Origin of the sequence: Paenibacillus sp. FSL R7-0302 (genome assembly GCF_038006885.1) — a bacterium.
Taxonomy (GTDB): Bacteria; Bacillota; Bacilli; order Paenibacillales; family Paenibacillaceae; genus Paenibacillus_AQ.
Window position 1 is genome coordinate 908,170 of the sequence record NZ_JBBOWB010000001.1, and the last position, 22,242, is coordinate 930,411.

A 22,242-nucleotide genomic window follows, 5' to 3' on the forward strand; every position below is an offset into this window, starting at 1 on the left:
ATCCTGCCAAAAGTGCAACATTACTGCCCCAAAGCGGTGCTCGCAAGCAGGCACACGACCTGAATGTATGTGAAAAACAGCATACATTGTGTTCGCGCGAAGGTAATCTTATTCATCCATCCGTTAGAATAATTTTGTTCTGCAGCAAAAAGAAAAAACGGTAGGATATATGTAGACAGGAACAGGGGGATAGTGTAACCTATGGATTAGCATGACAGCGGGGGTTTGGACGGCTTGGTGAAACGCTTTCTTTTCTGTAATGCAACTGTAACACTCCATTCATGATTCCTTAATATAGCGTGTTTATAATAGAAGCATGACCCCCTTTTTTATAATATATGATGATGGACCTGCAGCAATCGGCTGCAGGTCACTTTTTTGTTTTTAGGGTTGGCGCATGAGTGAGTCCCAGCAGAGTGAAGCGGACTGAGAAGCGCCTATTTGTCCAAAAAACGTTATTTTGAAGCGGACGCGGACTGAAATTCCGTTATTAGGTTGATTTGAGCGAATAATGAGGTATATGTAGGTGCATAGCGGAATCTGAGTCCGGTTAGGCTAAGAATTATGAGTTTCTGCCTCAATAACGGAATCTCAGTCCATTTGGCGGAAGGAACGCTGTTGCATATAGCTTATTTTATTCAATCCTTGACTTTAGCGCAGTGGTTCAGTAGAATCTAACAGTATACGGTAAGTTTATATTGTTTTGATGACGGGACCAAGTAATCCGTAACCCACAACCCCAGAGAGGAATCCCGCAGATCATGGCTGTCGTCCAGGTAAGGAGGACACATGTTGATCCGCAAGGCTGTAAGGATTCTGTTGATGAACGGACGAATGACCTCCCCGAGAACGCACGGCGAACGCAGGCAGATGGATTGCCTATAGTCAGTAGCCGGTTGCGCGTAGGCGGGCGTTAACCGCTTAGAGCGGAGCTTACGCAGAGCAAGTTGCTAAGCCCGGAATGTGGGTGGTACCACGGGTGAATTATTGGTTATGATAATCCCTCGTCCCTGTTTGTAATTGAACAGGGATGAGGGGTTTTTTGCTGTTTTAAGGGGTTATTTTCAGGAGGGATAGACTGTGGCTAAAGAAAGATTCGAGAAACCGACAGGTACACAGGATGTGCTGCCGGGTGCAGTAGAGAAATGGCAGGTGGTGGAGGCCAAGGCAAGAGAGCTGTGCCGCCGCTTCAATTACCGGGAGATTCGTACCCCGCTGTTCGAGCACACCGGGCTGTTCGAGCGCGGAGTCGGCGAAACAACGGATATTGTAGAAGGTGAGATGTATACCTTCAAGGATAAGGGCGACCGTGATCTGGCGCTGCGTCCCGAAGGGACAGCAGGCGTGGTACGCGCGTATGTCCAGAACAAGCTGTACGGAGAGCCGGATGTCAGCAAGCTGTATTATATCGGACCGATGTTCCGTTATGAACGTCCGCAGGCCGGCAGATACCGCCAGTTCCATCAGTTCGGCATCGAAGCGTTCGGCGCGGTGGACCCGGCGATTGATGCTGAAGTCATCTCGCTTGGATACCAGTTCTACATTGATCTGGGGCTGAAGGATGTGCGGGTAGAGCTGAACTCGGTCGGCAATGCGCCGAGCCGTGCGGCTTACCGCGAGAAGCTGCTGGATTTCCTGAGACCGATGAGAGAGAGCCTGTGCAGCGACTGCCAGCGGCGGATGGAACGCAACCCGCTGCGTGTGCTGGACTGCAAGGTTGATCAGGACAAATTCGGCGGTGCGCCTTCTATTCTGGACAGTCTGGATGAAGAGTGTACAGAGCATTTTGCGAAGGTGAAGGGGCATCTGGATGTGATGGGTGTGGAGTACAGCATCAACCCCCGCCTGGTGCGCGGCCTTGATTATTACACGCATACAGCGTTTGAGTATAAAGCGGCAGGCATTGGCTCTATCGACACGGTGGGCGGCGGCGGCCGGTACAATGGTCTGGTCGAGGAGATCGGCGGGCCGGATCAGCCCGGCATCGGGTTCGGGATTGGCCTGGAGCGGATTCTGCTGATTCTGGAGAATCAGGGAGTCGAGCTGGACGCGGCGAAGCCGCTGGATGTGTACTTCGTTGCACTGGGAGAGGCGGCAGATCTCGAAATCACGAAGCAGCTGTTCCGTCTGCGCAGCCTTGGTTTCTCGGCGGAGCGCGATTACCTGGGACGCAAGATGAAGGCGCAGATGAAGTCGGCGGACCGTATGTCAGCCCGGTATACGGCGATTCTCGGTGAAGACGAGCTGAATAGCGGCGTCATCGCACTGAAGTCGATGGAGACCGGCGAGCAGCGGACTGTGAAGCTGGACGAACTGGCAGAGGCGCTGATTCAGAATTAGGCGAATAAGCTAGTATATGTAATTTTAATCATGAAGGGGTAGGATAAAAGATGACCAGAAGCCATAACTGTGGACAATTAACGACAGCGAGCATCGGTGAGACAGTAACATTGAACGGTTGGGTGCAGACCCGCCGTGACCTTGGAGGCGTGCTGTTCATTGATCTGCGCGACCGGACAGGGATTGTACAGATTGTATTCAATCCTGACTATTCCGGAGAAGCGCTGCAGATTGCCGATAAGGTCCGCAGTGAATACGTGCTGTCCGTGACAGGTAAGGTAGTTAAGCGTGATGAAGAGACTATTAACCGCAACCTGCCGACCGGTGAGATTGAAGTGCAGATTACAGACATCGAAGTGCTGAATGCGGCCAAGACGCCTCCATTCTTCATCGAAGACGGAGTGGAAGTAGACGAATCCCTGCGCATGAAATACCGTTACCTGGATCTGCGCCGTCCGGAGATGCACAAGACGCTGCTGCTTCGTTCCAAGTCGGCTAAGATCTTCCGCGATTTCCTGGACAGTGAAGGCTTCATTGATGTAGAAACACCGATCCTGACCAAAAGCTCGCCGGAAGGCGCACGTGACTATCTCGTGCCAAGCCGTGTGCATGAAGGGGAATTCTTCGCGCTTCCGCAGTCACCGCAGATCTACAAGCAGCTGCTGATGGTCGGCGGCATCGAGCGTTATTACCAGATGGCCCGCTGCTTCCGTGATGAGGACCTGCGCGCTGACCGCCAGCCGGAATTCACGCAGTTCGATATTGAGACCTCGTTCATGCCGCAGGATGAGCTGCTGTCGATGATGGAGAAGCTGATGCAGCGTCTGCTGAAGGAGACGATTGGGGTTGAGGTATCCGCACCGTTCCAGCGGCTGACCTATGCCGAAGCGATCGGCAAATACGGCTCGGACAAGCCGGACCTGCGGTTTGGCCTGGAGCTGGTAGAGATGAATGATATCGTTGCTGAGAGCGGCGTGAAGGTATTCGCTTCCGTGATCGAGAAGGGCGGAGAAGTGAAATGTCTGAACGCCAAGGGCTGCGGCACCTGGACACGTAAGGAGATTGACGATCTTGGACCATACGCTGCACGCTACGGCGCCAAGGGTCTGGCCTGGATTCAGGTCAAAGACGGCGAGTTCAAGGGACCGATTGTGAAGTTCTTCTCCGAGGAAGAAATCGCTGCCGTGAAGGAGCGCACAGGTGCCGAGGATGGCGACCTGCTGCTCTTCTCCGCTGATACCAAGAAGGTGGTAGCCGATGTGCTTGGCGCCTTGCGTCTGAAGATCGGCCGCCAGCTTGGTCTGATCGACGACAGTGTGTTCAAATTCGCCTGGGTAACGGAATTCCCGCTTCTTGGCTACGATGAGGACCAGAAGCGTTATGTGGCTGAGCATCACCCGTTCACACGTCCGATGGACGAAGACCTGCATCTCTTCGATACCGATCCTGGCGCCATCCGTGCACAGGCGTATGACCTGGTGCTGAACGGCTACGAGGTGGGCGGCGGTTCCCAGCGTATTTACAAGCGTGATGTTCAGGAGAAAATGTTCAATGCACTCGGCTTCTCGCAGGAGCTGGCCTATGAGAAATTCGGCTATCTGATGGATGCCTTTGAATACGGCACGCCTCCGCATGGCGGTATCGCGTTTGGCTTCGACCGTCTGATTATGCTGCTGGCCGGCCGCACGAACCTGCGTGAGACCATTGCCTTCCCTAAGACGGCAAGTGCAACGGACCTGCTGATGGATGCCCCATCCCCCGTGGATGCCGGACAACTGGAGCAGCTGCACATCAGGCTGGCACCGAAACCGGAGAAAGAAAAGAAATAAATCATAGGAGGCTGACATCATGCTGAATCAGTTCTCGCGTACGGAGCTGGCGATCGGGCCGGAAGGCCTGGCGATCATGAAGAACAGCACAGTAGCTGTGCTGGGGATCGGCGGAGTAGGCGCTATGGCGGCGGAAGCGCTGGCCCGGACCGGAATCGGCCGCATTATCCTGATTGACAAGGATTCGGTGGATATTACCAACATCAACCGCCAGCTCCATGCGCTGACCACGACCATCGGCCAGAACAAAACCGATCTGATGGTGGACCGCATCAAGCTGATTAATCCGGACTGCGAAGCGATTGCGCTGAATATGTTCTACACCGAAGAGACGTATGAGGAGCTGTTCAAATACAAGCTGGACTATGTGATTGACGCTTCGGATACGATTATCTATAAGATTCACCTGATTAAGGAATGTCTGGCCCGGAAGATCCCGCTGATCTCCAGCATGGGAGCGGCCAACAAGATGGACCCCACCCGCTTCCAGGTCGCCGACATCTCCAAGACTACCATGGACCCGATTGCCCGGGTGATCCGCACCAGACTGCGTAAGGAAGGCATCAAGAAGGGCGTGAAGGTGGTCTTCTCCACCGAGAAGCCTGTGAAGCCGCGCGAAGATGTGACGGAGCAGATTGTGCCTGCGAATGCGCCGGACCGGCGCAAGGCGAAGCAGCCTCCGGCCAGTACTTCTTTTGTCCCCCCTGTAGTCGGCCTGATTATGGTCAGTGTAACGGTACGGGATTTGCTCGAAACGGGCGGCATTACATTTGAATGAATTTTATCAGGTAAAAGGGTGTGTAGCCGGCTTCCGGCTATATGCCCTTTTATTACGGTATGTTTTGGGGCCCCCGCAAAGTACCTGAGTAAACATCCAAGTGGAAACGTCTTTGCCGTCCTTTTGAAGGACGGTTCCGTTTCAGCGAGAAATAGAAGGATCATTTATAGCGTGAAGCATAAAAATGCTTATATTTGAAGCAAACCCTCACTTTGTGGGGATATACTTGACATCCTATGAGAAGAACTTAAGTGGAGGTTGTTACATGAAATCGAATATTTGGCGGAATAGCGTGGGAATGGAGCCGGGCGACAACTGGAAGCAGGAATGGGCGGCCGGCATCCTGTCGTATTTCGCTTCGGTATATATTGTCATGGTTAACGCGGCGATCCTGGCCGATGCAGGCATGCCGCTGCGGGCCGGGATGGTTGCCACGCTGCTGACAGCGGTCACAGGCTGCCTGCTCATGGCGTTTGGCGGCAAAACGCCGATTATCGTGGTCCCGGGTATGGGGATCAATGCTTTTTTCACCTATACGCTGGTGCATTCCATGAAGCTGGACTGGCGTGAGGCGCTGGCCGTGGTAGTGGTGACCGGGGTGCTGTTTGCCATTGTGGCCTTCACCTCGCTCTACCGCATTCTTAGCGACGCGATTCCCCATAATCTGCAGCATGCGATCACAGTTGGCATCGGGCTGTTCCTGACGTTCATCGGCCTGCAAAAAAGCGGGATTGTCATTGCCCACGCCACCACCTTCGTCGCCATCGGGCATTTCAGTGATCCTGCGGTCATTACCTCGGTGGTGACGCTGCTGCTGGCGCTGGTGCTGTTCATCCGCGGCACACGCGGCGGTCTGCTGATCAGTATGCTCGTCGGCACAGGGCTTGCCTATCTGCTGGGGGCCGCTCATGCGCCGAAGAATACCGAGCCGGGACATGTGTTCAGCGGTTACGGCAGCGTGTTCGCCAGTATGGACTGGAGCGGATTCGTCAGCCTCGTCTTCTGGATTGCCGTCTTCCTGCTGCTGCTGATTGTGGTGTTTGAGAATATCGGCCTGATCTCTTCCCAGACACTGATGGCAGGACGCCCCGAGCGCTTCAAAAGCAGTCTGCGGGCGCTCTCGCTCGCCAACATCGCGGCAGGTCTGTTCGGCAGCAGCCCGGTAGTCGCCGCTGCCGAATCCACCGCCGGGATTGCGGCAGGGGGCCGCTCCGGCTTAACTTCACTCGTCACCGGCCTGCTATTCGGCGCGACCTTCCTGTTCATCCCGCTGCTGGCTTATGTGCCGGACAGTGCGATTGCGCCGATTCTGATCGTGATCGGCGGGCTGATGGTGCAGAGTGTGCGCGAGATGGATCTCGGCGACATGACGGAGCTGTTCCCGGCGTTCCTAGTCATGGTGATGATTCCCTTCACCTACAGCATCGTGGACGGCATGGCGTTCGGCTTCATTACCTATCCGCTGGTGAAGCTGGCTACCGGCAAAGGCAAGGAGGTTCCTCCTGCCTTGTACGGTATTGCCGGGCTGTTCATCGCGAACTTCGTGCTGCATGCGCTGATGGGCTAACAGTAAAGGCGGAAGGGGGAAGCAGCGCTTCCCCCTTCCGCTTATCCGCAGCTTAGACACCATCTAGAAATACATGGCATTCCCTGTCCTGTTGTGATAAGATGGACTGCTCACACAACTTTTAGGAGGTAACTGAAATTGGAAGACAACTTTCAAAGTGCCTATCAAGAGGAAGAAGACAGGCTGAACCACGTGCTGACAGAGATTGACTCCACCCTTGAGCGCCTGCGCTCAACACCGGTGTACACAGGACACGATTATACCGAGCAGGTGCTGGAGGACTCCAGGGAACAGAAGCGCAAAGATCTTGCCAAGCTTAGGCAGGAGCCTTATTTCGGACGGCTTGATTTTCAGGGCAATGACGAGCAAGACCGCAAGGCACTGTATATCGGCAAAATCGGCGTAGACCGCGAGCAGGTAAGCGACCGTCCGCTTGTTATTGACTGGCGGGCCCCGGTGGCAAGCCTGTTTTATTCTTTTACCGGAGGAACGGAAGCCGCCTCGTATGAAGCGCCGGAGGGGCTGATCGAAGGGCTGGTCTATCTCAAGCGCAACGTGGTGATCCGGAAGCAAATCCTGGAGCGGGTGGCGGATACGTATAACCGTGACAGCGACGCACCGGCGGTATCGGATGAATTCCTGGTCTACCGGCTGGGGGAGAACAAGGATAACCGGCTGCGGGACATCGTGTCCACGATCCAGGAGGAGCAGGACAAGATTATCCGGGCGGCCAAGAACACGGCGCTGATCATCCAGGGGGTGGCGGGAAGTGGCAAGACCACCGTTGCGCTGCACCGGCTGGCGTTCTTATTGTATCAATACAAGGAGCAGGTCTCGGCGGAGAAAATGATTATTTTCGCCCCGAACCGCATGTTCCTGGACTATATTTCGGATGTGCTGCCGGAGCTGGGCGTCGGCAATATTGCCCAGAGCACGTTCCCGGACTGGGCGGCAGAGGTGCTGGGTGTGGATTTGCCGGAGCAGGATGCTTCGGAGGTCATGAGCCGCTGGTTCGAGACGGCGGGAGCGATGCCGGTCATCACGGAGGAGACCCCCGGGCGCTTCAAAGGCTCAACGGTGCTGATGAGCGTCATTGAATCCAGCGTCAAGCTGCTGGAGACCAGCGCTGTGCCGGAGGGCGATTTCAGCCCTTGGGACGGGGCGGTGCTGAGCCGCCAGGTGATTCTGCGCTGGCACAATGAGGAATACGCACCGTATCCTCCGGCGAAGCGCAAGGAGCGGGTGATGGCAAGGCTTCACCGCTGGATCGAGATGGAGCTGAAGAAGAGCCCTTCAGCGGCTGCGCTGAAGGAGCGCAAGAAGAAGGGCGCGGCCCGCGAGAAGGCCTACAGCGCCAAGTGGCCGAAGTACGAGCCGCTCGCCGTCTACAAGCAGATCTTCCGGGCGGCGAAAGCGCCGGAAGACTGGCCGGCGGCAGCACCGGAGGAGATTCCGCCATCCGTGCTGAAGGAGACCGTCAAGGAGCTGAAGAAGGGAATTCTGCGTGAAGAGGATCTTCCTCCGCTGCTCTATATCCATTATCTTCTGAACGGTAACGAAGGTACTGAGCGCTTTGACCATATCGTGATCGATGAAGCGCAGGATTTCTCCCCGTTCCAGATTGCCGTTCTGGATCTGTATGTGAAGGGGCATTCCTTCACCATTCTGGGTGACCTGTCGCAGGGCATTCACGCCTACAAGGGGGTGCATGCGTGGAGAGAGATGCAGACGCTGTTCGCCGAAGAACACACTGCATACCATGCACTTACCCGAAGCTACCGCTCAACGATGGAGATTATTGAGTTCGCTAACGGCATTCTGTCCACGGGCGTCGGAAGCGAGCTGCTGGCCGTTCCGGTCTTCCGCAGCGGGAATCCGGTGCGGCTGATCTCCTATGAGGAGGATGTGCTGCCGGGAGCGGCTGCGGCTGCATCGGCGGACCAGCGGCTCAGCGCGGTCAAGAGCGCGCTGGCGCAGCTCTCCGGGCGTGAATACCGCACAGTGGCGGTATTGACCCGCAGCCTGCGTGAAGCCTCTGTGCTGTACGCTGAGCTGGACGGGCAGTTCGAGGAGCTTCATCTGATTGACGGCAGCATCACGGAATATCGCGGCGGCTTGTCGATTCTGCCCGTCTACTTGTCCAAGGGACTGGAGTTCGATGCCGTCATTCTGGCAGACGCCGACAGCGTCCATTATGGAGCGGCGGCCTGGGATGCGAAGCTGATGTATGTGGGCTGCACACGTGCCCTGCATGAGCTATGGCTGCTGCGGGGCGGCGAATTGCCGCCTTACGTTCAACTGAACGCAGAGGAGAGCGTCTCCGGCTGGCCGGAGCTAGAAGGGAAGTAAGGCATAGTGCAATTTTAAAAAAACGCAAGAAACCTCTCTTTCAAGAAATGGAATCCGCCATTTCAAAGGAGAGGTTTCTTTTGTACACCGGAAGTTGACTGCAGGTTAGATCAGGCTAGCTGGTGAGATTAAAGGGAAAAATCCCTCCGATTCTACTGAGATCAGGCTAGCTGATGAGATTAAAGGGAAAAGTGCGCCTGAATCCACTGGATACGGGCCAAATGAGGAAATGAGGAGCAATAGTGCGCCTGAATTCACTGGACACGGGCCAAATGAGGAAATGAGGAGCAATAGTGCACCTGAATTCACTGGACGCGGGCCAAATGAGGAAATGAGGAGCAATAGTGCACCTGAATTCATTGGATGCGGGCCAAATGAGGAAATGAGGAGCATTGGTGCACCTCATTACACCGCATGCCGCCAGAAGCAGGCGGCATGCGAATGTGATGGTGGAGGCTGGATGGCTTTTACTATAGGTAACCGGAATCCTTAAGCCTTATTCTTCGCATCGAACTGGAAGCGCTCCACCTGTCCCTGCATATCCGCAGCCATGCCGGAGAGTGCCGCAGCGGAGGAGGTGATCTCCTCCATCGAAGCAAGCTGCTCCTCGGTAGCTGCGGTTACGCTCTGGAAGGAGTCGAGCGCCGCCCGGGCGATGGTGGCCATCTCCTGGACGGAGGCGGCTACTTGGGAGCTGCTGGCCGACATTTGCTCCGTAATGGCCGAGACCTCATGGATCTGCTCGCCGACCTGCCGGGTGGACTGTTCGATCTGCTGGAAGGCTTCGCTTGCCTCCAGGGTAAGCGCCATGCCCTGCTCCACATCCTCTGCCACCTTGTGCTTCATCACATCATACGCGCTGGCGATCAGGCCCACCATCTCGGAGATGGTCTCCTGAATCTGCCCGGCACTGCTATTCGTAGCCTCCGAGAGCTTGCGCACTTCACCCGCCACTACGGCGAAGCCCCGGCCGTGTTCTCCGGCACGGGCCGCCTCGATGCCGGCATTCAGCGACAGGAGATTGGTCTGCTTGGCAATGGCGGAGATCGCCGTGCTGGTCTCAGCCACTCTGGCGCTTAAGCCGTTAAGCTCAGCGATCAGGGTGCCGGACTGCTGCACTGATTCGCGGATCGTTTTCATCTGCTCCCCCACCTCCTGCATTCTGGAGCTGCCGGTTGCGACATCCGTTTCCGTAAGGATAGCGGCGCTCACAATTGCCTCTGAAGCGGAAGCGATTTTCTGGATGCCGGTGGACATCTCCTCCATCGTTGTAGCGACTTCGGCGGAAGCATAAGCCTGGGTCTCCACGCCCCGGGTGGATTCCTCCACCAGCTCCGTAACATACTCGACTGCCTTGCTGTTCTCGGCCGTGCTGGCTGTGAGCTGTTCACTGGCAGCGGCGAGCTGGCCGGAGGTCTCGGCAACCTCCTGCACCATGGTGCGCAGTGAAGAGACCATTTCATTATAATTGCCGGCAAGCTGACCGATCTCGTCCCTGCGGCTGGTCTGGACGAATTCATCCAGATACCCTTCGCTTACCCGCTTGGCCGAACGGTTCAGGCGTTCTACCGGCCCGGTTATCCGGCGGATAATCAGGAAGGTAATTACTGCAGCAAGCAGCAGCGCAACCACGAGAACGATAGCCGATTTGTACAGAATCGGGTAGACCGCCTTCGTATATTCACTCTCTGGAAGCACTCCGGCCAAGGTGAAGCCGGTCAGCTCATTGGTAATGTAGTATCCGTCCATTTGCGTATCGGCTGTAGCGTCCTTGTAGGAGATTTTACCCGCCGGGCCTTGCTGGGTTCCTGCTGTCATTGCGCCAGTGGCTTCCGAAGCAACCTCCATGGCAGGGTGGTAGATCACCTTGTTATTGCCGTCCAGGATGAAGACATATCCGCTATCGCCCAGACTGACATTCTTCGCCAGCTCCATAAGCTCCTTCATGCTGATGCTGATCGTAACAGCCCCCTTGCCGTCCGGAAAAGCCTTGGAGACCGGCAGAATGTAGCTGTTCGTTACTTTGGAGAAAATGGGATCGATCACCGATGTTGTCTCCGGGGTCTTAAGTGCATCTATGTACCAGTCGCGTATGCGGGGATCATAATTGTCCGGCTTGGAATCCGGCGCGAACATGTATTTCCCGTCCTCGTTGCCTACCGCTACAATATCTACCTCAGGATGCTCCAGCTTGAAGTTGTCGATCAGCTTGCGCAGCTGTGCAGGATTATTCGTAAGTGCAGCACTGCTCATCTGGTACGCCAGCTCATTCACCCCGGCGCTCTCCAGCAGAATCAGTTGAGACAGTGTTTTATCCAGGAGGTGGATGCTGGAGCGTGTGGTGTCTTCCATTTTGGAGCGCAGAGCCGACTCTGAGGTTTGTGTCGATATGGCCACCAGAGCCAGCGAGGGCAGTACAATGGCTGTAATGATAAGCAGCATCAGTTCAGTTCTGAGCTTCGTGATACGGAATAGGCGCTTTAGGGGTTTTTTGGGTGTTGGCATGGAAGTTCCTCCTGAATTTCTGAATGGATGGACGTTAAAATTTATTTCCATATCTCGAAGTAACTAGATATTTTAATATATATTTCGACAGGGATCGACTAAATAATTAGTTTTTCGTCAAAAAATGTACTCTAATATTTCTGGAATTCTCCCTCTTTCCAAAGGAGTGCGCGTGCTAGCCTTCAGGTGGAGAACGATTATAACTATTCTTGAACTTGTAACCGGGGGCGGCCTATGGCTTAATAATAAGTGTCCGGCCGGGCAAGATTACTTCTGGAAGGAGGCTGAATTATGTTTACAGAATACGAGGTGGTTTCCGTCTAAGACGGAGACCTGTTTAGGGGGAGGCCGCGAGGCCTCCTTATGTATAACGAGCGAACACGAGCGGATATATACTTCCGGTTACTACAATATATAGAATGACACTGACCAAGTACTGACAGATCGCTGATCCATAATGAATGTGGACGATAACCGCAGGGTTTAATATAATGTATTTAGTTGATTTACCAAATTTGAGGAGAAGAAAGGAGGCAGGTGGAATGATTATTCAGAACAGTACTGTGATCGGACTGAACAGAATACACCTGTTGAAGGAGGAAATTGAACGTGAGTTACGTCAATGGAAAGGATGTGCTCCCCCCGGGGCTGCTCGAAGAGCTGCAAGGTTACATACAGGGTGAGCTGTTATACATCCCGAAGAAAGCGGAAGAACGGGTAAAATGGGGCGAGAACAGCGGCTCCCGGCAAGAGATTGCTGCCCGCAACGAAGAGATCTTCTGTAGTCACAGCAGCGGCTGCTCGGTGAACGAGCTGCAGAAGAGATATCACTTATCCGAAGAAAGCATCCGCAAGATCATTTCAAAAATGCGGCAAACGCGGCTGGCGATGAACCGCTAGTCTGGAACGTATATGAGTTCTAATTATAGAACAAAGAGCATGGCTCCCGCCGTTGGCGGCGGGGTCATGCTCTTTGTTCAAATATAAGAATTTTTATGTTTCACGCTATAACTTATCCTTCTATTTCTCGCTGAAACGGTACCGCCCTGTAAAAGGACGGCAAAGCCGTTTCTACTTGCGTGATGTGCAGGTATGGTATGATAGGAGAAGTGTATGTATTCTATCGAAATCTTAGATGATAGCAAGGAAGTGTAAGGATGGATTTATTCTCGCAGGGTGAAGACAACGGGAGCGGACGGCTGCTGGCAGACCGGATGCGGCCCGGCAATCTGGATGAATATATCGGACAGGAGCATATTGTAGGCAAGGGCAAGCTGCTGCGCAGAGCGATTGAAGCGGACCAGGTCTCTTCCATCCTGCTGTACGGGCCTCCGGGCTGCGGCAAAACCACTCTGGCCCATATCATATCGCATCACACCCAAGGTGAATTCGTGCGGCTGAATGCGGTGGAGGCTTCGGTGAAGGATGTGCGGGAGGTCATTGAACGCGCACAGAGCAATAAGGCGCTGTACGGCTCGAAGACGATTCTGTTCCTGGATGAGGTACACCGCTTCAACAGCTCCCGCCAGGATGCGCTGCTGCCGGCCGTGGAGAAGGGGACGATCACCTTCATCGGTGCGACAACAGAGAATCCGTTCCATTATGTGAACGGGGCCTTGATGAGCCGCTCGACCTTGTTCCAGCTGGAGTCCCTGACCAGCGGGCATAGCCTGATCGCGATGAAGCGGGCACTTGCTGACGATCAGCGGGGCCTCGGCTTCATGGACCTGAAGGCAGACGAAGACGCGCTGCTGCATATCGCCGCCATGGCGAACGGCGATATCCGCCGCGCCTTGAATGCGCTTGAGCTGGCGGCGATGACTACGGCGCCGGAGCGTGACGGCAGCGTGCACATTACGCTTGCGGTGGCGGAGGAGTCGATCCGCCGCCCGATTGTCAAAGCGGACGAGTCGACGCAGTACGATGTGCTGTCCGCTTTTCACAAAAGCATCCGCGGCTCCAGCGACGCCGCCCTGTTCTGGTTCCTCTACGCGGTGGAGAAGCTGGGAATGGACCCGATGACCTTCATCCGCCGATTGATCGCGGCCAGCAGTGAGGATATTGGCCTGGCCAACCCGCAGGCGATGGTCCAGGCGGTTAGCGCGCTGGATGCCTACCGCAACAACGGCTGGCCGGAGGCGAAGCTGAATATTGCGCAGGCGATTCTGTTCGCTGTAGAGAGCCCAAAATCAGACGGGGTAGTGACCGCTATCGCCAACGTCATGAACAGTCTGGAGGATCTGAAGTCGGCCGAGGTGCCGCTGCATTTGCGGGATACACACTATAAAGGTGCGGCCCAGCTGGGCCATGAGGGCTACCAGTACCCGCATCATTTCCCCGGCCATTATGTGAAGCAGGACTATCTGCCGAAGGCAATCTCCCGCAAGGTCTTCTATCAGGCCACCGAGCAGGGCAACGAGGCGAAGATCCGCCATAACCAGCAGCTGCGGCGCGGACAATAGGGCTTCGGTGAAAGCTCGCTCCGTCTGCTCCAACCAACCAACCAACAAACAAACTGTACATTTTACAAACAGAGAGCAGCCATTCTCCATAACTGGAGGAGGCTGCTATTTTTGACGCTGTAGGCTTCTGGGTAAAGGGCGGGGTGTGCTCGTTTGGCAGTGTGTGCTGAATGTTCAGGCTTCGCTGGATGATTTACCTAGCCGAATGTCGGCTGGAAGGTGGAGGTCAAAAATGAAAGGGGAAAATCCCTCTGAATCGGCTGGAAGCGGGATGTATGAGCAAATGAAAGGGATAAATCCCTCTGATACGGTGGAAAGTGGGCTGTAGGTAGGAAATGAGAGGGATAAATCCCACTGAATCGGCTGAAAGTAGGCCGTATGAGCAAATGAAAGGGAAAAATCCCTCTGGTCCAGCCGAAGGTGGCAAACTGAGTTATGAGGAGCACTAATGCCCCTGAGAGTTCAGCAAAAGCGGGCCAAACGAGCGAATGAGGAGCACTAATGCCCCTGAATTCAGCAAACGCGGGCCAAATGAGCGAATGAGGAGCACTAGTGCCCCTGAATTCAGCAAACGTGGGCCAAACGAGCGAATGAGGAGCACTAATGCCAATGTCATTAAGATAAGTTCAAAGATAAGTTTGGAATTAATAAAGAGAATCCAAAACGGTATGGGGAAACGTCCTATGCCGTTTGTTTTTGGTGTAAGGAAGGAAAAAAGCGCATAGCAAACAAAGCGGATGGAAGATCCACTTAAAAAAATGTTCATGCGAACCGAATTATGCTACTCTGTAGACGAAGCTAATGGCGGATTTGCTACGTATTCTGCGTGTATTCCTTTGCCCAGGACGGGTGAGACGAATCGGCAAAATATTTTTGCGAATCAAAGCTTCCACATCAGGCGGGGGTCCATCGCCCTTGGAGCGCAGGAAATGTCTACAGACGTGAACGGCCACCGTGAAGTTGACTTGGTAGAGGTGCCGTTTATCCTTTTGGGAAATGACTACGTGCGAGGTAATCATTTCAGCGAAATTGTAGAGGATCATTCTTGCGAATATCTCTTGGGTAATGGACTCTTGCTTCTTTGCGTGAAAATGGGTCAGACCGATGGTGTATTTTAAGGCCCGGAAAGAGGTCTCAATCCCCCATCGCAGGTGATACAGTTCCCGGAGTTCATCCGGTGAGAATTCAGCAGCCGGTAGATTGGTAATGACGGTTTCATAATCGCCACTGGGCAGGAGGAAACGAACCACCCGAAAGGAAATCGGGTAAAACAGGTTCTTTTGCATGTCCAGAAAATCAAAGCTAGAGGTGGCCGGAAGAATTTTATAGATTTCGGGGTGATCCCTGAACGCTTTCGTTCGTTTTTTAGTCAGCGTCAGGTGAATCTCCTGATCAAACGCCCCTTCAAAGGTCAAGTGCAAGCCCGAAAGAATGCCATTCGAATGCAAATCCTTGACCCGTATGACGTACTTCCATCCTTTCCGTTCCAGATGCGCGAACGTATTGTAGCTTTCCAATCCTCGATCCGCCAACACAATGACGTTCCCCTGAATAGGGGACCGATCCACCATCGTGGACAGCGCCCTTCCTTCGTTGCGCAGCTTTCGAGGTTGAAGGATGGCGTCCACGTAAAGCCGGTTACAGAGGTCATAAGCAGCGTTCAAGTGCAGAAGGTTAAAGCCTTTCGAGTGGGGCTGACTTTGAGAATAGGTCAACGGGTCCGCAGGATCTGTTGCAATATGCAGATCGGAACCGTCAATGGCCAATAATCGATAGCCTCGATAATCCTTGAATTCCGTATGGGACGCGGTAAAGGTGTGAAACAAAGATTCGACCGCAGACGGCAAAATTTTATTTCTTTGCTGAACAAAAGCAGAAGAAGTTGCGGTGTTAACGTCATAGCCCTGCGATTCCAACAGTTCCTTATAGAGGCTGTTGCCGCCCATAAAGATCAGGGTTTGCATAACCATTTCAAAGGGTAGTTTTTTCGTTCGGGTAAAATCCTTTCCCGGGTTTCTGACGTAAGGCGCGGGGGCAGCCGCCATCTCACGGATGAGAGATGTCAGTCTGTCTTTCAGCGAATTTGCATAAGCATTCATTGGCGTAACCTCCTCGTTTTTTCAAGGGGCTTCGCCACACGTTTTCTACGGATTGTCAAGATTTTTTTGTGCAAAAAAAGAGCAGGCTATCTTTTCGATAACCTGCCTTTTTCTTGTTTTTGGCTCTATATCTTAACTTAATGACATTGGCACTAATGCCCCTGAATTCAGCAAACGCGGGCCAAACGAGCGAATGAGGAGCACTAATGCCCCTGAATTCAGCAAACGTGGGACAAACGAGCCAACGAGAAGCACAAGCACACTCCTCAGGGCGATTCGGCTTTTGTATTTTACTCCTACATTCTCACCACCAATGGCTGACGCTGAACGATAAATATGATGGAAATGGAAATTTTTTGACAAAAAACAGGTATTCTCAGAAAAATATAATGTAAATATATAGAATTAATTTACTGTATGTGGTATATGTGTAGGTAGGGGTATTTTACCTTAATTTGTAATATGGAGGTGATAAATGGAACGTGCTCAAATACTATGTCTAATTATGGACACTGGGGAGGTATTTGTGCGTGCCTGAGTCCTGACGGACTGAACAAGCAAGAAAACGAAGGGAGATGAGTAAGGATGAGTCAAAGTAAACGGAAGACCGGCTGTATCGCTTCACTAAGCCTGATGTTAGCCTTCACTATTGGTTCAGGGACGGCTGTCCGCCCGTCTGTCACCGAAGCAGCAACCGCCGGATTTAATTATGCAGAGGCACTGCAGAAATCGATCTATTTCTACGAGGCCCAGCGTTCGGGTGAGCTGCCGGCGGACAACCGCGTGGAATGGAGAGGCGACTCGGGGCTGCAGGATGGTGCCGATGTCGGCCATGACCTGACGGGTGGCTGGTATGACGCAGGGGATCATGTCAAATTCGGATTTCCGATGGCGTACACCGCGACTATGCTGGCATGGTCGGTCTATGAATACAAGGATGGTTATGTGCAGTCCGGGCAGCTGGATGAGATTCTGGACAATATCCGCTGGGCCACAGACTATTTTGTGAAAGCGCATACTGCACCGAATGAGCTGTGGGGCCAGGTGGGTAACGGCACGGCGGACCATAACTGGTGGGGACCGGCGGAGGTCATGCCTATGGCGCGCCCGGCCTACAAGATTGATGCTGCACATCCCGGCTCGGATCTGGCTGGTGAGACTGCCGCCGCCCTTGCCTCGGCTTCCATTATTTTCAGGGATTCAGATCCCGCTTATGCGGACAAGCTCCTGCTGCATGCCAAGCAATTATACAATTTTGCCGATACGTACCGGGGGGCTTACTCCGATACCATCACTGACGCCAAGCAGTATTACAATTCATGGAGCAGCTATGCCGATGAATTAAGCTGGGGCGGTGTCTGGCTATACCTGGCGACCGGTGAGCAGACCTATCTCGATAAGGCGGTTGCCGCCAGTGATCTGTGGGGCACCAACCAGGCTGGTGACTGGGGCTACCAATGGACCCAATCCTGGGATGACAAGCATTATGGTGCGCAGCTCCTGCTGTCCCGCATCACCGAGGACCCGAAGTTCATCCAGTCCACGGAACGCAATATGCAGTTCTGGACGACCGGGGTGAACGGCACCTCTGACCGGGTAGCGTATACTCCAGGCGGGCTGGCCCATCTGGATCAATGGGGGGCGCTGCGGTATGCAGCCAACCATGCTTTTCTGGCTTTTGTCTATGCAGACTGGGTTACTGATCCGGTGAAAAAAAATACCGCCCAGGCCTTCGCAGAGCGCCAGATTAACTATATGCTGGGCGATAATCCGCGTAATAGCAGCTATGTCATAGGCTTCGGCGCGAATGCACCTGAGCATCCTCATCACCGCACCTCACACGGCTCCTGGAGCGACAGCCAGACCACTCCGGCCAACCACCGGCATGTGCTCTACGGCGCACTCGTTGGCGGACCTTCCAAGACCGATGCTTACACCGATGCGATCAGCGATTATGTCTCAAATGAAGTTGCAACCGATTACAATTCAGCCTTTACCGGCTCTCTGGCCCGGATGATGATGCTCCACGGGCAGGGGCAGAGCCCGCTTGCGAACTTCCCGCCGGCCGAAACGCGTGAGGATGAGATGTTCACGGAGACTTCTGTGAATGCCAGCGGCAGCAATTTTGTGGAGATCCGCGCGGTTCTCAATAACCGTTCGGCATGGCCTGCCCGCTCCAGCAGCCAGCTGTCCTTCAACTACTATCTGGACATCAGTGAGGCTGTTGCCGCAGGATATGGCCCCGGCGATATCACCGTCAAGGCAGGCGGCTATAACCAGGGAGCCACCGTCTCGCAGCTGCTGCCTTACGATGCAGCGAACCATATCTACTATACCAAAGTAGATTTCTCCGGCACCCCGATCTATCCGGGCGGACAGTCTGCTTACCGCAAGGAAGTACAGTTCCGGATTGCCGGACCGCTGAATACTACCTTCTGGGACAACAGCAATGACTTCTCCTTCAAGGGAGTGGCCGCGAATGCTTCAGCGGCAACGAAGAACCCTTATATCCCGGTATACGATGCAGGTGTCAAAGTGTACGGAGAGCTGCCTTCCGGCGGCGGGACCCCAGGTGAACCGCAGGTTCCGGCCCGTCCGTCCGGCCTTCAGGCTGTAGCCGGCAATGCCAGCGTAGCCTTGAGCTGGAACGCAGTCAGCGGTGCAACCAAGTATACCGTCAAGCGCTCTCTGGTGAGCGACGGACCGTACACTACAGTGGGTACGGCAACCGCAGCGGTCTACAATGACAGCGGGCTGACCAATGGTGTGGACTATTATTATGTGGTGACTGCAACGAACAGTGTAGGCGAGAGTACAGCGTCTGCCCAGGTGACTGCCAAGCCGCGCGAGATTACTGTGCCTGCCGGCGCTCTGCATGTGCAGTACCGCACCAATGACACGAGCCCCGGGGACTCCCAGATCCGCAGCCAGTTCCGGATTGTCAATACGGGAACCGAGGCCATTCCGCTCAGCGGTCTGAAGCTGCGCTATTATTACACCGTGGACGGGGACAAGCCGCAGGAATTCCACTGTGATTATGCCCAGGTCGGCAGCGGCAACGTGAGCGGAACCTTCGGGAAGCTTAGTACACCTGTTACCCTGGCCGACTCTTATCTGGAGATTTCTTTTGCGGCAGGAGCAGGCAGCCTGGCTCCGGGGGCAGACAGCGGGGAGATTCAAGTACGCTTCAACAAGTCCGATTGGACAGCCTACAATGAGAGCAACGACTATTCCTATGGGGGTACTCAAGCGACCTTCGCGGATTGGAACAAAGTCACGCTGTACCGTGCAGGAACGCTTGTCTGGGGCCTCGAACCCTAAACCATATCAGAGAGGAAGTATGCCGAAATGATGAAGCTAAGTTCATTCAAGAAACCGCTTTCTATCGCGCTGAGTGCTGTGCTCACCTTGTCTCTCACCAGCGGGATCATCAATTTCCATCCGGGAACCGCCAAGGCGGCATCGGTGGAGAAGACCAGATTCCTGCAATTGTATGACCAGTTGAAAAACCCGGCCAGCGGCTATTTCTCGGCTGAAGGCATCCCGTATCACTCAGTGGAGACCCTGCTCAGCGAGGCGCCCAACTACGGGCATATGACTACCTCCGAGGCCTATAGCTACTGGATGTGGCTTGAAGTGCTGTACGGCCATAACACCGGAGACTGGAGCAAGCTCGAAGCGGCCTGGGACAACATGGAGAAATACATCATTCCGGTCAATGAAGGCGACGGGGTGCAGGAGCAGCCGACCATGAGCAGCTACAACCCGAACAGTCCGGCCACCTACGCCTCGGAGCTGGCCCAGCCGGATCAGTATCCAAGTGCACTGAACGGCAAGTATACCCCGGGTAAGGACCCGCTGGATGCAGAGCTGAAGGCCACCTATGGCAATAACCAGACCTATCTGATGCACTGGCTGGTGGATGTGGACAACTGGTATGGCTTCGGCAATCTGCTGAACCCTACGCACACCGCCAGCTATGTGAACACCTTCCAGCGCGGAGTGCAGGAATCGGTCTGGGAGGCCGTAGGCCACCCTTCACAGGATAACAAGACGTTCGGCAAAGCCAATGAAGGCTTCATGACCCTGTTCACCAAGGAAAATAGCGCACCTTCCGCACAGTGGCGGTATACGAATGCTACGGATGCGGATGCGCGGGCTGTGCAGGCCATGTACTGGGCCAAGGACCTTGGCTATACGAATACGGTCTATCTGAACAAAGCCAAGAAAATGGGTGACTTCCTGCGCTATGGCATGTACGATAAGTATTTCCAGAAGGTCGGCAGTGCCGCTGACGGTACGCCTGAAGCGGGAACGGGCAAGGATTCCAGCCAGTATCTGCTGGCCTGGTATACGGCCTGGGGCGGCGGCCTGGGAACCGGTGGAGACTGGGCCTGGAGAATCGGCGCCAGCCATGCGCACCAGGGGTATCAGAATGTGGTTGCAGCATATGCGCTGTCGACCGCAGCCGGAGGGCTGATTCCGTCTTCGGCAACAGCCGGAACGGACTGGGGCAAATCGCTGACCCGCCAGCTGGAATTCTACAACTGGCTGCAATCCTCTGAAGGGGCTATTGCAGGCGGTGCGACCAATAGCTATAACGGCTCCTACAGCGCTTATCCGGCAGGAACAAGCACCTTCTACGGCATGGCCTACGACGAGGCTCCTGTCTATCATGACCCGCCATCCAACAACTGGTTCGGGATGCAGTCCTGGAGCATGGAACGGGTAGCAGAGCTGTATTATATCCTGGCTTCCAGCGGGGACACCACCTCGACTAATTTCAAAATGGCCAAACGGGCCATTGAGAACTGGATTGACTGGTCTACAGATTATGCCTTTGCGGGCAGCCGTCCGGTAACGGATGCCGCCGGCTATTATCTGGATCAGCAAGGAAACCGGATTCTGGGCGGAGATGATCCGCAGGTTGCCACCGTATCCGCACCCGGCGAGTTCTGGATTCCGGGCAATGTGGAGTGGCACGGACAGCCGGATACCTGGAGCGGGTTCAGCTCTTTTAACGGCAATAGCGACCTGAACGCAGTGACCAAAGATCCGGGACAGGATAGCGGCGTGCTGGGCAGTTACATTAAAGCGCTCACCTTCTTTGCCGCAGGGAATAAAGCGGAGCATGGCAGCAATACTGCGCTCGGCGGAACCGCTTCACAATTGGCCAAATCCTTGCTGGATACGGCGTGGGGCTACAATGACGGAGTGGGCATTACGACACTTGAGAAGCGTGCGGATTATTTCCGGTTCTTCACCAAAGAGGTATACTTCCCAACAGGCTGGAGCGGTACCTTCGGCCAAGGAAATACCATACCGGGCAACGCTACTGTACCTTCCGATCCGGCCAAGGGCGGTAATGGAGTGTATGCGAGCTATACCGATGTGTATCCAGATATCAAAAATGATCCCAAGTGGAGTTATCTGGAAGGCAAGTACAATAGCTCGTACAACAAAACAACCAAGACCTGGGACAACGGTGCACCTGAGTTCACCTACCACCGCTTCTGGTCACAAGTGGACATGGCTACAGCCTATGCCGAATATGACCGCTTGATCAATAACGGCAGCGGCCCAACGCCAACGCCGACGACTACACCGACGGCAACACCGTCGGCAACACCAACAGCCACACCGACAGTTGCGCCAACAGCTACACCGACAACAGTGCCAACAGCTACACCGACAGTCGCACCGACAGCTACACCGACAACAGTGCCAACCGCTACGCCGACAACAGTGCCAACGGCTACACCGACAGTTGCACCAACCGCTACGCCTGCCGTAGGGAATCTGGTCGTTCAATACCGTACAACGGATACGAACGCCACAGACCCGCAGTTCCGTCCGCAGCTGCGGATTGTCAATAACGGGACCACAGCGGTAGACCTCAGCAAGGTTAAGGTCCGGTATTACTACACGATTGACGGCGAGCGGGCACAGCAGTTCAATGTCGATTATGCGGCTCTCGGCGGCAGCAATGTGCTGGGCAGCTTCGTGAAGCTTGAGCCTGCAGTTACAGGAGCGGACCACTATGTGGAGATTTCCTTTAGTGCGGGCGCGGGCAGTCTTGCTCCGGGTGCGAATACCGGCGAGATTCAACTGCGCATTAATAAGACCGACTGGAGCAATTACAATGAGGCGGACGATTACTCCTATGATGCAACCAAAACGTCCTTCACGGACTGGAACCGTGTGCCGCTGTATCTGAACGGTGTACTGGTCTGGGGCGTTCAGCCGCAATAAGGCTGCCGTCCGGTAAGCCAGTCCCGGCGTGACTCTGTATTCTGATTAATCAAAGACAAAG

The 22,242-nt window shown here is 54.5% G+C and carries 11 protein-coding genes; 9 read left to right on the top strand and 2 right to left on the bottom strand.

What is annotated here, in order from left to right:
- The first annotated feature begins 1,080 nt into the window (after positions 1 to 1,080).
- The 5 genes from hisS to MKY96_RS03995 all read left to right on the top strand — a co-directional run bounded on the left by hisS (position 1,081) and on the right by MKY96_RS03995 (position 8,863).
- Positions 1,081 to 2,340 (top strand): histidine--tRNA ligase, encoded by a 1,260-nt coding sequence (gene hisS, locus MKY96_RS03975; RefSeq protein ID WP_340938751.1) that lies wholly within the window; start codon positions 1,081 to 1,083, stop codon positions 2,338 to 2,340.
- Positions 2,341 to 2,390: 50 nt separating this feature from the next.
- Positions 2,391 to 4,169 (top strand): aspartate--tRNA ligase, encoded by a 1,779-nt coding sequence (gene aspS / locus MKY96_RS03980; RefSeq protein WP_340938752.1) that lies wholly within the window; start codon positions 2,391 to 2,393, stop codon positions 4,167 to 4,169.
- Between the two features lie 19 nt (positions 4,170 to 4,188).
- Entirely contained in the window at positions 4,189 to 4,947 is a 759-nt protein-coding gene (locus MKY96_RS03985) for a tRNA threonylcarbamoyladenosine dehydratase (RefSeq protein ID WP_036732338.1), read from the top strand.
- Between the two features lie 265 nt (positions 4,948 to 5,212).
- Positions 5,213 to 6,514 carry an NCS2 family permease gene (locus MKY96_RS03990; protein WP_340938754.1) on the top strand — a complete coding sequence of 434 codons (1,302 nt, stop codon included), beginning with the start codon at positions 5,213 to 5,215 and terminating at the stop codon, positions 6,512 to 6,514.
- A gap of 138 nt (positions 6,515 to 6,652) precedes the next feature.
- Positions 6,653 to 8,863, top strand: a complete 2,211-nt coding sequence (locus tag MKY96_RS03995) for a HelD family protein (protein WP_340938755.1) — start codon at positions 6,653 to 6,655, stop codon at positions 8,861 to 8,863.
- 489 nt (positions 8,864 to 9,352) lie between these two features.
- Here the strand turns inward: MKY96_RS03995 and MKY96_RS04000 are convergent, their stop codons facing one another.
- On the bottom strand, positions 9,353 to 11,368 hold the full coding sequence (locus MKY96_RS04000) for a methyl-accepting chemotaxis protein (protein WP_340938756.1): 2,016 nt from the start codon (positions 11,366 to 11,368) through the stop codon (positions 9,353 to 9,355).
- Positions 11,369 to 11,977: 609 nt separating this feature from the next.
- On the opposite strand from MKY96_RS04000, the gene MKY96_RS04005 reads away from it, so the two are divergent.
- Together MKY96_RS04005 and MKY96_RS04010 are read left to right on the top strand one after the other, a co-directional pair.
- On the top strand, positions 11,978 to 12,268 hold the full coding sequence (locus MKY96_RS04005; RefSeq protein WP_340938757.1) for a CD3324 family protein: 291 nt from the start codon (positions 11,978 to 11,980) through the stop codon (positions 12,266 to 12,268).
- Between the two features lie 257 nt (positions 12,269 to 12,525).
- Positions 12,526 to 13,830: a replication-associated recombination protein A gene (locus MKY96_RS04010; RefSeq protein ID WP_340938758.1), complete on the top strand. Its 1,305-nt coding sequence runs from the start codon at positions 12,526 to 12,528 to the stop codon at positions 13,828 to 13,830.
- A 776-nt stretch (positions 13,831 to 14,606) separates the two neighbouring features.
- Here MKY96_RS04010 and MKY96_RS04015 read toward each other — a convergent pair.
- Complete coding sequence (locus tag MKY96_RS04015; RefSeq protein WP_076086935.1) at positions 14,607 to 15,929, bottom strand: IS4 family transposase; 1,323 nt, start codon at positions 15,927 to 15,929, stop codon at positions 14,607 to 14,609.
- Between the two features lie 585 nt (positions 15,930 to 16,514).
- Between MKY96_RS04015 and MKY96_RS04020 the strand changes: the two genes are divergently transcribed.
- Positions 16,515 to 19,250: a glycoside hydrolase family 9 protein gene (locus tag MKY96_RS04020; RefSeq protein WP_340938759.1), complete on the top strand. Its 2,736-nt coding sequence runs from the start codon at positions 16,515 to 16,517 to the stop codon at positions 19,248 to 19,250.
- Positions 19,251 to 19,280: 30 nt separating this feature from the next.
- Positions 19,281 to 22,181 carry a glycoside hydrolase family 48 protein gene (locus tag MKY96_RS04025; RefSeq protein WP_340944434.1) on the top strand — a complete coding sequence of 967 codons (2,901 nt, stop codon included), beginning with the start codon at positions 19,281 to 19,283 and terminating at the stop codon, positions 22,179 to 22,181.
- The last annotated feature ends 61 nt before the right edge of the window (positions 22,182 to 22,242 follow it).

What these genes read in the sequence shown, in the direction of transcription:
- MKY96_RS03985 (WP_036732338.1), top strand. Translation starts at nt 4,189, where the DNA reads ATGCTGAATCAGTTCTCGCGTACGGAGCTGGCGATCGGGCCGGAAGGC.
- MKY96_RS04020 (WP_340938759.1), top strand. Translation starts at nt 16,515, where the DNA reads ATGAGTCAAAGTAAACGGAAGACCGGCTGTATCGCTTCACTAAGCCTG.
- MKY96_RS04025 (WP_340944434.1), top strand. Translation starts at nt 19,281, where the DNA reads ATGAAGCTAAGTTCATTCAAGAAACCGCTTTCTATCGCGCTGAGTGCT.
- MKY96_RS03990 (WP_340938754.1), top strand. Translation starts at nt 5,213, where the DNA reads ATGAAATCGAATATTTGGCGGAATAGCGTGGGAATGGAGCCGGGCGAC.
- MKY96_RS04010 (WP_340938758.1), top strand. Translation starts at nt 12,526, where the DNA reads ATGGATTTATTCTCGCAGGGTGAAGACAACGGGAGCGGACGGCTGCTG.
- MKY96_RS04015 (WP_076086935.1), bottom strand. Translation starts at nt 15,929, where the DNA reads ATGAATGCTTATGCAAATTCGCTGAAAGACAGACTGACATCTCTCATC.
- MKY96_RS04000 (WP_340938756.1), bottom strand. Translation starts at nt 11,368, where the DNA reads ATGCCAACACCCAAAAAACCCCTAAAGCGCCTATTCCGTATCACGAAG.
- aspS (WP_340938752.1), top strand. Translation starts at nt 2,391, where the DNA reads ATGACCAGAAGCCATAACTGTGGACAATTAACGACAGCGAGCATCGGT.